Genomic DNA, 10,708 nt, shown 5'->3' on the forward strand with positions numbered 1-10,708 from the left:
AAAATCCTGCAAACGATCGTGTCCTCCTCCGTTCCAAGTACCGAGAAACGGAGGACATGGGACCACACGCGATCGCTATTGCCGATGATTCGGTTCCCCGGCTAGCGCCGCGATTTGCGCTCTTCGCCCGCGCGCGGGCGATAGTTACGCGCGATCCGCGGGTTTTGCAGATCGCGTTTTTAGGCTCGCTCCTTCTGGCCGGCGCCTGCTTTCGCGACTTCTGCCTCCGTCCGGCGCAAATCGCGCTGACTTTCGCCGCCGCGCTTGGCGCGCAGCGATTGTTCGACCGGCTCACGCGCAAAGCCGCGCCGACCCTGCTCAGCGCCACGATCACGGCGCTTAGCCTCACGCTGCTTTTGCGCGCGGACAACCTGTGGGCGCAGCCTGCGGCCGCCGCGCTTGCGATAGCGTCGAAGTTCCTCCTGCGCGTACGCGGAAGGCATCTGTTCAACCCGGCCAATTTCGGCGTCGCGGTCGCGCTGTTGACCTTGCCAGGCGCATGGGTTTCGCCCGGCCAATGGGGCAGCGATGTCGCACTCGCGGGATGGCTGGTGGTGCTGGGCGCGACGGTTACGAGCCGCGCGCGTCGCGCGGACATAAGCTGGATGTTCCTCGGCTTCTACCTCGGCGCGCTGGCCGCGCGCGTCGCCTGGCTCGGCCAGCGATGGGCGGTCTGGACGCATCAGCTTGGCTCGGGCGCGCTGCTGCTATTCGCGTTCTTCATGATTTCCGATCCGATCACCACGCCGAGCCATCCGCGTGGCCGCGCCGCCCACGCCGCGCTGGTCGCGGCGATCGCCTACGCCTGGGGCTTCGGGCTCTTTCGCACCAATGCGGTGCTGTGGGCGCTCTTCGTCGCGGCTCCGATGGTCGCGGTGTGGGACGCGATCTGGCCGGCGCCCAAATTCGATTGGACGTCCTTGCACGGACGCCTCAATGCAAACGAGGGCATCAATGAAAACGCAGTGATCAATGCGGGCGAGAGCATCATGGCGAAAGAAGGCATCATGGCGAACGAGGGCATCATGCAAACGAAAACATCACCGACAGACGAGGTATCAATGGGCCGGATCGTATCCGCAAATCAGCCGCGGTCTCAAACGGGACTTCGACGTATCGCCGCAAGACTTATCGCATCAAGACTTATCGCATCAAGGTTTATCGGACTGAGACCGGCGCCGCGTAGGGCGGTGATGGTCCTGCTCGCGGCCGCGGCGGCGCTGGCGCTATGGCCACCGGCCGAGGCCAGGGCGTTCTGCGGCTTTTACGTCGGCCGCGCCGACGCGCAGCTTTACAATCATGCTTCGCAGGTCGTGATGGTGCGCGACGGCGATCGCACCGTGCTGAGCCTCATGAACGACTACCAGGGCGAACCCGAGCAATTCGCGCTGGTCATCCCGGTGCCGGTGGTCCTGCAGCAGGGGCAGATCCATATCGGAAACCGCGAGCTGTTCCAGCGAATCGACAGCTACAGCGCGCCGCGCCTCGTCGAATACTACGACCCCAGCCCGTGCGCGCTGCCGATGTCGGAGATGAACCTGCAAAACCACGCCGCGGCGGTGGCCGGGATGGCCTTCGACATGGCCGCCGCGCGCAAGGACGCCAAGGCGCTCGGCGTGACGATCGAGGAGCAGTACACGGTCGGCGAGTACGACATCGTGATTCTCTCGGCGACGCAATCGGACGGCCTCGAGACCTGGCTGCGCCAAAGCGGTTACAACATTCCGCAGGGGCTCAATGCCGCGCTCGCGCCTTACATCCGGCAGGGGATGAAGTTTTTCGTCGCGCGGGTCAATCTCAAGGAGCATCAGCGCACCGGGCTCAGCTACCTGCGCCCGATCCAGTTCGCCTTCGAGTCGCCGAAGTTCATGCTGCCGATTCGGCTGGGGATGATTAATGCGAACGGCCCGCAGGACCTGATCGTGTATGCGCTCTCGAGCGAGGGACGCGTCGAGACCACCAACTATCGCACGGTCAAGATGGCGAGCGGGATGGACGTGCCGGAGTTCGTGCAGAACAAGTTCGACAAGTTCTACCAGGCGGCGTTCGACCAGCAGGTCAAACGGGACGAGATGCGCACCGTGTTCACCGAATACGTGTGGAACATGTCGTTTTGCGATCCGTGCGCGGCGCCGCCGCTCAGCCGCGACGAACTGCGCCAGCTCGGCGTCTTCTGGCTCGACGACGGACCGCAAGCCGTGCCGCAACCGAGGATGCCGATGATCAACCCGGGGACGTCGCGGATTTTCCCGATCCCCGCGCCGGGCCCGGCACAAGTGATCCTGACCCGGCTGCACGTCCGCTATTCGGCCGATACCTTCCCCGAAGACCTCGCCTTCCAGCAGACGCAGGACCAGGAGAATTTCCAGGCCCGGTACGTGATCCGGCATCCATGGACCGGATCGTCCGACTCATGCTCGGCCGCGCCGGCCTACTTCGCGGAGCTCCGGCGCCGGCATGAAGCCGAGGCCGCCACGCTCGCCGATCTTACCGGATGGGACCTTGCGAGCGTGCTGCGGGAGGCGGGACTTAGTCCCGAAGATCGCCCGCAGCCATGGTGGCGGCATCTGTGGAATGCCGGACAGAACTGAGTCACGCGCGCTCCATCGACGGGCGCCCCGATGGAGGCGGGACCAATCTGCGGTCCTCGGCCCGCTACCTCGGAGCACCTGGGGCCGCGCGAGTTTAGCCTCCGCGATGCTCGCGCTGCCCCCAGCATACGATTACAGGCGCTTCCTGGAGCCCAAACCTGCCACGCCGAGACCACGCGGAAAACGCCCCTGCGAAGCCATGTTTTTAGCGCTTTTGTTGACTTGGGCCGGACGCTCGCCTAACTTTGATCATCCGGGCCGGTACATCGCTGCAAACCCAACTCCGCCGACGGCGTCTCATCACCCTGCTCCATGTTTGACACGTTAAGCGATCGCCTCGAAGGAGTCTTCAAGAGACTCAGAGGCCAGGGCCGGGTCACCGAGCGCAATATCGAAGAAGCGCTGCGCGAGGTCCGGCTCGCGCTGCTCGAGGCCGACGTCAATATCCGCGTCGTCCGCGATTTCATCGATCACGTCAAGCACAAGGCGCTCGGCCAGGAAGTGATGGCGTCGCTGACGCCCGAGCAGCACTTCATTCGCTTCGTCGCGATCGAACTGCGCGAGATGATGGGCGGCAGCACCCGCGAGCTCGACCTCAAGGTCAAGCCGCCGGTCAAAATCATGATGGTCGGGCTGCAGGGCTCGGGCAAAACCACTTCCTCGGCGAAGCTCGCGCGCTTTCTCAAGGACGAGCGCAAGCGTCATCCGCTGCTGGTCTCGACCGACGTCAGGCGGCCGGCCGCGATGGAGCAGTTGCGTGTGCTCGGCGCGCAGATTGGAGTTGCGGTACTGGAGACGCGCGAGACTGAAGACCCGATCGAAATCGGCAGCCGCGCGCTCGCCCGCGCCGAAACCGCCGGTTACGACGCCATCATCTTCGATACCGCGGGCCGCCTGCAGATCGACGAGGAGCTGATGGACGAGCTCGCGCGCCTGCGCACCGCCGTCCAGCCGCATCAGATCCTGCTCGTCGCCGACGCGATGACCGGGCAGGACGCGGTCAACGTCGCGCAGGGCTTTCACGATCAGCTCAAGATTTCCGGCGTGGTCCTGACCAAGCTCGACAGCGACGCGCGCGGCGGCGCCGCGCTCTCGGTGCGCGCGGTCACCGGCGCGCCGATCCTGTTCGCCGGCACCGGCGAAAAGCTCGCGGCGCTCGAGGTTTTCCATCCCGACCGCCTCGCCTCGCGCATTCTTGGAATGGGCGACGTGCTCACGCTGATCGAGAAGGCGCAGCAGAGCTACGACCAGACCAAGGCGAAGGAACTCGAGCGCAAGTTCAAGAAGAACGAATTCACCATCAGCGACTTTGCCGAGCAGCTGAGGACGCTGCGCAAGATGGGTTCGCTCGGCGATCTGCTGGGGATGATTCCGGGACTGAAAAAAATCGCCGGCCAGGCCGATTCCGAGGAAGCCCGGCGCGAGCTGATGCGGATCCAGGCGATCATCGACTCGATGACCGTGCAGGAGCGCAACAACCACCTGGTGCTGAACGGGCGGCGCCGCGCGCGCATCGCCGCCGGCAGCGGAACCTCGGTCCAGGACGTCAACCGCTTTGTCAAACAGTTCGAACAGACCCGCAAAATGATGAAAAAGTTCACCAAGGGGTCGGCCCTGGGCATGATGCGCGGCCTGGGCATTGGGAGCTAGAATACCCGTCAGGAGAGTTTAACCGTCTATGGCACTTGTGATCCGCTTGCGCCGTCATGGCAGCCGCAAGAGACCCTTCTACCGTATCGTGGTTGCGGACAGCCGCTCGCCGCGTGACGGCCGCTGTGTTGCCGAGATCGGCACCTATGACCCGTCTTTCGATCCGCCCAAGGTCTCACTGAAGAAGGACCAGGCCGAACGATGGATGGGCTCCGGCGCAACGCCTTCCCCGACGGTAAGGAAGCTCATGGTGCAAGCAGCCAGCACTGCCTAAATCTTCCGCTCTAGGAGCCAGCCATGAAGGAGCTTGTACAGTTCCTGGCGCAGCAATTGGTCAACAACCCCGATGCGGTAGAGGTCAAGGAGACCCAGGGCGATACTGCCTCGGTGCTTGAGCTGCGAGTGGCGAAGGAAGACCTGGGCCGTGTGATCGGCAAGCAGGGGCGCACGGCTAAATCGATCCGGACGATATTGAACGCCGTGGCCTCGCGGACCAATCGCAAGGTCGTCCTTGAAATCATAGAAGACAAGTAGTCCGCCCGAAAAAAGCAAGCTACGATCGAATGGCCAATCGCCGAGCGCGCCTGCTAGACGACCGGCGCTCCGCGCCGGTCGGGGCCGCGGGCGCCAAGCGCGAGCGTCCGCTCGCGCGCGCGACCGCCGACGGGATGTTGCGTGTCGGCTATGCAGCCGGCAGCCACGGCCTGCACGGCGCGATCCGCGTGCGCACGGACGACCCTGCTTCGACCACGCTCGGTGCGGTCGCGCGGCTGTTTGTCGAAACCGCGGGCGGCGCACGGCGCGAATTCAAAATCCTGGGCACGAGCGCGCTCAGCGCCGGCAATCATAGGGTCATGCTCGAGGGTATCGTCGATGCGGACGCGGCCGAGGCACTCCGCGGGGGCGCCGTGATGGTCGCCGTCGCCGACCTGCCGCCGCCTGGCGAGGGCGAGTTCTATTACTTCCAGCTCGCCGGCGCGGAAGTGATCCTGACCGACGGGCGGCGCCTCGGCACGATCGAGGACATCATCGCGACCGGCGCGCACGACGTATGGGTGGTCCGCGACGGCGAGCGCGAAGTGCTGGTGCCGGTCATCAGCGACGTGGTCAAGGCGATGGATCTCGAGGCGCGGCGAGTTACGATCGAAGCGGTACCGGGACTCCTGGACTAGCGGCCGCCAATCGATGGAATTCCACGTCATCACGCTCTTCCCGGAACTGTTCGCCGCCGCCAACTGGCCCGGGATGGTCGGACGCGCGCTCAAGGCCGGCCTGCTTACGATCGAGGCCCATGCGCTTCGCGATCACGGGCTCGGCAATCATCGGCAGGTCGACGATACGCCATACGGCGGCGGGAGCGGAATGGTGCTGCGGCCGGAGCCGCTTTTCGCCGCGATCGAAAGCGTGCTCGATGCGCATCCGGGACTATGGCGCGTGCTGCTGACGCCGCAGGGCGAGCCGCTCGACCAATCGATAGTGCGCGAGCTCGGCGCGCGCCGGCCGGGGCTGCTGCTGATCGCAGGACGCTACGAGGGCGTCGACGAACGCGTGCGCAGCGCGGTCGACCAGGAAATCTCGATTGGCGACTACGTGCTGAGCGGCGGCGAATTGCCCGCGATGGTGCTGACCGAGGCGGTTGCCCGCCTGGTGCCGGGCGTGCTCGGCAATCCCGAGTCGCTCGAGGAAGAGTCGTTCGCCGACGGCCTGCTCGAATATCCTCACTACACGCGCCCCGAGGAGTTTCGCGGGATGCGCGTGCCCGAGGTGCTGCTGAGCGGCGACCATCAGAAGATTCGCGCGTGGCGCGAGGCCGAAGCGCTCAAGCGCACCGCACGCCGGCGCCCCGACCTGCTCAAACGCCGCCGCCCCTGACGCTCGTCGGGCACCACACCTTGGCTGAGATCTTCCTCGCGCTGCTCCATCATCCGGTCGTCGACCGCAACGGCCGCATTATCACCTCGGCCATCACTTCGCTCGACCTCCACGATATCGCGCGCTCCTCTCGCACCTTCGGCGTGCACGCCTTTTACGTCGTCCATCCGGTTGCCGAGCAGCGCGAGTTCGCGCGCATCGTGATCGATCACTGGCGCATCGGCTACGGCCGCGCCTTCGACTCGCGCCGGTTAGAGGCGCTCGACCTGATCGAGATCGTGCCCGACCTCGACGCGGCGGTGGCCGCGGCCGAGCGCGCCGCGGGCCGGCGGCCGGCGATCATTCACACCTCGGCACGCGAAGCGCACGGCGTAAGCTTCAGCGCGATGCGCGAGCGGATGGCGGAAAAGGACGCGGCGCCGGTTTTGATAATCTTGGGCACCGGCTTCGGACTCGCGCCGGCGGCGCGCGAGCGCGCCGACCTCGCGCTCGAAGCAATTCGGGGCGTGGGCAACTACAATCATCTGTCGGTGCGCGCGGCCGCGAGCATCATTCTCGACCGCCTGCGCGGCCGCTGAGCCGCTCTCGATGATCGTAACGGCGGTACCGATGAACAGGTTGCTGCTCAACCGCCGCCGGACGATCAGGCGCGAAGCGCCCGCCCGCGCCGGCTAATGAATACAGCCCGGCGGGCTCGTGGTCGCGAACTGATTGCCGCTCCATAGATTGCCCGCGCAGTTCGGATTGCCGTCGAGCGCGTCGACGCCGAAACTCCCGTTGCCATTGCCCGATGCTTCGACGCCGACGATCCGGTTGTTCACGTTGCCAGCCGCGATCACAATGCCGTAGGCCTGATCGGGCTAGCTCGGTCCGTCGGCGCTGCTCGGATCGTTCACCGAAGCCAGAATGTTGCCGTTGCTCGGCGGTACCGGCGGGTCGGCCGTGCAGGCCTTGCCAAGCAGCCCGCCGCTGCGAAAGCATCCGAGATAGATTCCGGCGTTGGTGTTGCGCGACACGCTGAAATTGGCGATCACGTTGCGTGAAGAGGCGCGCAGCCAGACGCCGTAGGTCGCGCTGCCCATGACCGTCAGGTTGACGAGAAGCGCACCTGCACGCCGCTGAGTTCGATTCCCGCAAAGCCCAGCGTGCCATCGACGCTGACGCCGTCGAGGTAAGGCCCCGGCGCGGGACCGTTGATCAGGATGCCGGTGCGTGCGCTGTTATTCGCGGCGAGGGCGGTGCCATATCCCGCCCCTCCCTGCATCTGGATTCCCACCGTGTTGGTCTGCGCGGCCAGGTTCTCGAGCGTCACCCCAGGTGCGTCGACTTCGATTCCGGTGCCGAACCCCGTGACCGTCGCGGGCGCGTCGAGAGTGCCGCGGACAACCGCGCCCGCCGCGTCAGCCGTCACCAGCACGCCGACGCTCGCTGAACCTGCCGGCGACGTGGAGAGCGTAGTGCTCCCGAGATCCAGGATGACGCCGGGAACGTTGACATGGATGCAATCGCCGGGCGGAGTGGCGATCAGACCGGGGCCGGAAATGGCGTAGTCGCCGGCGAACTTTATTGCGCACGGACAGGCGACGATCGGGTTCGTGCACGCGCTCATCGCATGCGCGAAGGCGGGCCCGCACGACACGATCCAGACGATTGTGGTCACAAGCGCTGCGACACTCCGACGGGCCATACGGACCGCGTGGACCGTTTCGCCCGGTGAGCGATGAGGCGAACGTGCGCAGCCCCGCAATATAATGAGTTTCGTTAACAACTTCAGACTCGCACCGGCCAGTCGCGCCGGCTGAGGCAGCCCTGGTCGGAGCCGTCACGCACGATACTAATCCGCGGTTCTACGATAGGACGAACATGGTCGAAGAATTCGCGTGAAAATTCACGTCAGAATAATCTCGATAGCGCGAACCCTTGGCTGACCTTGTCTTATCTGCGGCAATTTTGATCGCTGCCTTGTCTGCATCAAACTTTCATACCATCTCCTTTCGACTCTTTCGGGAGTCCGATGCCGCCAAGAAAAGCCTCCGCACGATACGGATTCTTTATGCCTTGCTTAAAACGTTCACACGATGCTAGGGTCTCGCGCGTACGCCGACTTTGATTCACAAAACGAATATTCACGGGGGGAAAGGAATATGGGATCGCCATTGGTTCGCAACGCCAGCTACGGGTTGGTTGTGGCCGCGATTGCATTTCTGGGATTCGCCGCGTCGGCGACGACGGTTTCCGCCGCTCCTGCCGCCAACTTCCGCGCATTCGGCCAAGGTACCAGGGTCACGGGCACGCCCGACTGCAGTGTAGCCACCGGCAACATGCTCTGCCCCGGGAGCGATAGCTGCTCTTGTACACCGATCTCTGGCCATGGCACCTGTGCCGCTATGGGAGGGGCTGTCACGTACACCGCCATAGTCGCGACCGATTTGTCGGTAATCAGCGGCGGCTGCGCCGCCGCGTATGGAACGGCAACGCTCGTGTCATCGTCGAATCCGGCGGACACGGTGGTGCTCAACTTCACCGGAACTCTGTGCGCGTCTCCCACGCCCACCGGTACCACCGCTACTGCCGACGTCGTGAACGGCGTTTATTTTGTCGACCCGAACAACTCGACGGGGACCTTCCACAACGCCACTGGCTCGGGAAACGTCAGCGGCAGCAGGGACTCGAATGCTGCCATTCTCGGCAGCGTTATCGGCACGATAAAGCTGCACTGATCCGGGCGTGCTTAGCGCAACCGGAAAGCCGCGACGCCTCTGGGCGCCGCGGCTTTCGTTTTTGAGAAGATGCCAATCCGGAGGTCGAGCAGATTCTTCGACGTTCTTTCGCGCGGGCCCGGGCGCCGACTGAGATTGACTCGCGCCAGCTCGCCTCCCGCCGCTTTTCGACTCTTTCTGGAGTCTGAAGCCGCCAAGAAAAGCATCCGAACGATATGAAATTCTTTATTCCTTGCCTTAGAATGTCCACACGATGTTAAAGTCTTGAGACTCTCGACAACAGAAGAGAGAGATAGAACAAAGTGAAACAGTGTGGGAAGGAAATGGTAAAGCTAAGCATGTGCACTCGTCTGCGGGCCGGGCTATGTTTGCCCTCGCCGCCTTGCTGGTGGGGGTTATTTTGACGATGGGTTTTGGTGCTGGCCGGGGGTGGGCGCAGTCGGTTCCAGCGACCGTCAGAGACTACGTTGGACCTTCCGCTCCGCCGCCCGAATCAGCTGCCGCGCCAGATTCCGGGATTGAAGAAGGTCCTCTGGCACCGGGGCCGGTGTATTGCAGCCCGTGTCTTTACTACAGCGGCGATTTCGATGTCTCAGGTTCGAATCCGAACGGTCTGACCAATGAAAACGACACCATCGTTTCGCTGTCGCAGATATTCACACCCTTCTCAGTACCTGCGGGCCATACCTGGCAGGTCAGCGGATTGCTGGCCAACGTTCTCACCACTCAGTAAGCGGCTAGCGGCACCACCGGCACCCATCTACCAAAGAAAGCCGGGTGGTCGATATGGAGAGGGACCAGCGCTGGAATCGCGGGAACACTCCCGTTCGCAGGCGCGAACGGCGCGACATTATCGAAGACGGGCCGCTCCGGTTTCGGCCTGACTGAATACACGGTCCACGTGACGCTGCCCGCGCCAATAACGCTCGGTCCTGGCACCTACTTTCTGAACCTGATGCCGCAATGCACCAATTTGAGCTCGTGTTCCGGTCAGAGGTTCTTTCAGAGCGATGTCGAAGACTTTTTCCCAGCGCATCATCACGGTCCAGCGAATCTCGTCGATCAGTCATTGTTGAACTCCAACTTTTTTGGCGCCGATTACGTAGACGCCGCCTCCAATGCCATCGCGTGTCGTGGAGACGGGTGCGACCAGTTCTCGTTCGGGGTGATCGGGACTTGCACCGTAAACGGCACGGGGGCCTACTGCCCGTTCTAGATGCTTGAATCCCGCCGCGGTCGCACTGTCGGCCGGGCGGCGGATTCTTTAGGGCGTTTCTTTCGTCGCGCGTCCGACTGTCGGGGAGATTGAGTCACGCCGGAGCTTAGGGTAAGCTTTTCGGCTCTACTCAAGGAATCATCCCGTCATGAATGCAATCATCCGCAAGCTGGAAGAGCGTGAACTGCGCAAGGACCTTCCCGAATTTCGCGTCGGCGACACCCTGCGCCTCCAGGTCAAGGTGGTCGAGGGCGAAAAGGAGCGCATCCAGTCCTTCGAGGGCGTCGTCATCAAGATCAACGGGGGAGGTAACCGGGCGGCCTTCACCGTGCGCAAGATTTCGTACGGGATCGGCGTCGAGCGCATCTTCCCGCTGCACTCGCCGCGGCTGGAAAAGATCCAGGTCCTGAGCCGCGGCCGCGTGCGCCGCGCGCGCCTCTACTACCTGCGCGAACTCTCGGGCAAGGCCGCCCGCGTCGCTTCGGCCTGAACCACGCGGAAGCCGCAACCCTGGCAATCAATCGGCATAGGGGGTAGCGCCGCAGCGCTACTCCCCTGCCACACCACCGGACATGCGGGTCCGCATCCGGCGGTTCGGAAGGTTGAGGTTACTGGGCAAGTCTGGGCACTCCGAGGCGGTCGTAGTAGCGAGTGGTGAG

At 63.9% G+C, this 10,708-nt stretch carries 13 protein-coding genes; 10 read left to right on the top strand and 3 right to left on the bottom strand.

From position 1 onward, the window contains the following. Nucleotides 1-56: 56 nt before the first annotated feature. The 7 genes from VMI09_03495 (at nucleotide 57) to VMI09_03525 (ending at nucleotide 6,691) form a co-directional block, all read left to right on the top strand. Nucleotides 57-2,591, top strand: coding sequence for a DUF2330 domain-containing protein (locus VMI09_03495; GenBank protein HTQ23733.1), 2,535 nt, complete (start codon nucleotides 57-59; stop codon nucleotides 2,589-2,591). 312 nt (nucleotides 2,592-2,903) lie between these two features. Beyond that, nucleotides 2,904-4,241 (top strand): signal recognition particle protein, encoded by a 1,338-nt coding sequence (ffh, locus tag VMI09_03500; protein HTQ23734.1) that lies wholly within the window; start codon nucleotides 2,904-2,906, stop codon nucleotides 4,239-4,241. Between the two features lie 28 nt (nucleotides 4,242-4,269). Continuing rightward, complete coding sequence (gene rpsP / locus VMI09_03505; GenBank protein HTQ23735.1) at nucleotides 4,270-4,515, top strand: 30S ribosomal protein S16; 246 nt, start codon at nucleotides 4,270-4,272, stop codon at nucleotides 4,513-4,515. A 23-nt stretch (nucleotides 4,516-4,538) separates the two neighbouring features. Beyond that, nucleotides 4,539-4,775 (top strand): KH domain-containing protein, encoded by a 237-nt coding sequence (locus tag VMI09_03510; GenBank protein ID HTQ23736.1) that lies wholly within the window; start codon nucleotides 4,539-4,541, stop codon nucleotides 4,773-4,775. Between the two features lie 29 nt (nucleotides 4,776-4,804). Then, on the top strand, nucleotides 4,805-5,413 hold the full coding sequence (rimM, locus tag VMI09_03515) for a ribosome maturation factor RimM (protein HTQ23737.1): 609 nt from the start codon (nucleotides 4,805-4,807) through the stop codon (nucleotides 5,411-5,413). Between the two features lie 13 nt (nucleotides 5,414-5,426). Next, the gene (gene trmD, locus VMI09_03520) at nucleotides 5,427-6,113 is read left to right on the top strand and encodes a tRNA (guanosine(37)-N1)-methyltransferase TrmD (GenBank protein ID HTQ23738.1); all 687 of its coding nucleotides are present in this window, start codon (nucleotides 5,427-5,429) and stop codon (nucleotides 6,111-6,113) included. A gap of 20 nt (nucleotides 6,114-6,133) precedes the next feature. Beyond that, nucleotides 6,134-6,691 carry an RNA methyltransferase gene (locus VMI09_03525; protein HTQ23739.1) on the top strand — a complete coding sequence of 186 codons (558 nt, stop codon included), beginning with the start codon at nucleotides 6,134-6,136 and terminating at the stop codon, nucleotides 6,689-6,691. Between the two features lie 93 nt (nucleotides 6,692-6,784). Here the strand turns inward: VMI09_03525 and VMI09_03530 are convergent, their stop codons facing one another. The 3 genes from VMI09_03530 to VMI09_03540 are packed head-to-tail and all read right to left on the bottom strand — an operon-like array spanning nucleotide 6,785 to nucleotide 7,773. Next, entirely contained in the window at nucleotides 6,785-6,952 is a 168-nt protein-coding gene (locus tag VMI09_03530) for a hypothetical protein (protein ID HTQ23740.1), read from the bottom strand. Between the two features lie 21 nt (nucleotides 6,953-6,973). Beyond that, a complete protein-coding gene (locus VMI09_03535) occupies nucleotides 6,974-7,195 on the bottom strand; it encodes a hypothetical protein (protein ID HTQ23741.1) in 222 nt (73 codons plus the stop codon). Nucleotides 7,196-7,200: 5 nt separating this feature from the next. Continuing rightward, entirely contained in the window at nucleotides 7,201-7,773 is a 573-nt protein-coding gene (locus VMI09_03540) for a hypothetical protein (protein ID HTQ23742.1), read from the bottom strand. 484 nt (nucleotides 7,774-8,257) lie between these two features. Here VMI09_03540 and VMI09_03545 point away from each other — a divergent pair, with 484 nt between their 5' ends. The 3 genes from VMI09_03545 to rplS all read left to right on the top strand — a co-directional run bounded on the left by VMI09_03545 (nucleotide 8,258) and on the right by rplS (nucleotide 10,539). Then, nucleotides 8,258-8,833 (top strand): hypothetical protein, encoded by a 576-nt coding sequence (locus VMI09_03545; protein ID HTQ23743.1) that lies wholly within the window; start codon nucleotides 8,258-8,260, stop codon nucleotides 8,831-8,833. Nucleotides 8,834-9,197: 364 nt separating this feature from the next. After that, the gene (locus tag VMI09_03550; GenBank protein ID HTQ23744.1) at nucleotides 9,198-9,566 is read left to right on the top strand and encodes a hypothetical protein; all 369 of its coding nucleotides are present in this window, start codon (nucleotides 9,198-9,200) and stop codon (nucleotides 9,564-9,566) included. 631 nt (nucleotides 9,567-10,197) lie between these two features. Beyond that, nucleotides 10,198-10,539 carry a 50S ribosomal protein L19 gene (gene rplS / locus VMI09_03555; protein ID HTQ23745.1) on the top strand — a complete coding sequence of 114 codons (342 nt, stop codon included), beginning with the start codon at nucleotides 10,198-10,200 and terminating at the stop codon, nucleotides 10,537-10,539. Nucleotides 10,540-10,708: the final 169 nt, after the last annotated feature.

The organism is Candidatus Binataceae bacterium, assembly GCA_035500095.1.
GTDB lineage: Bacteria > Desulfobacterota > Binatia > Binatales > Binataceae > JAKAVN01.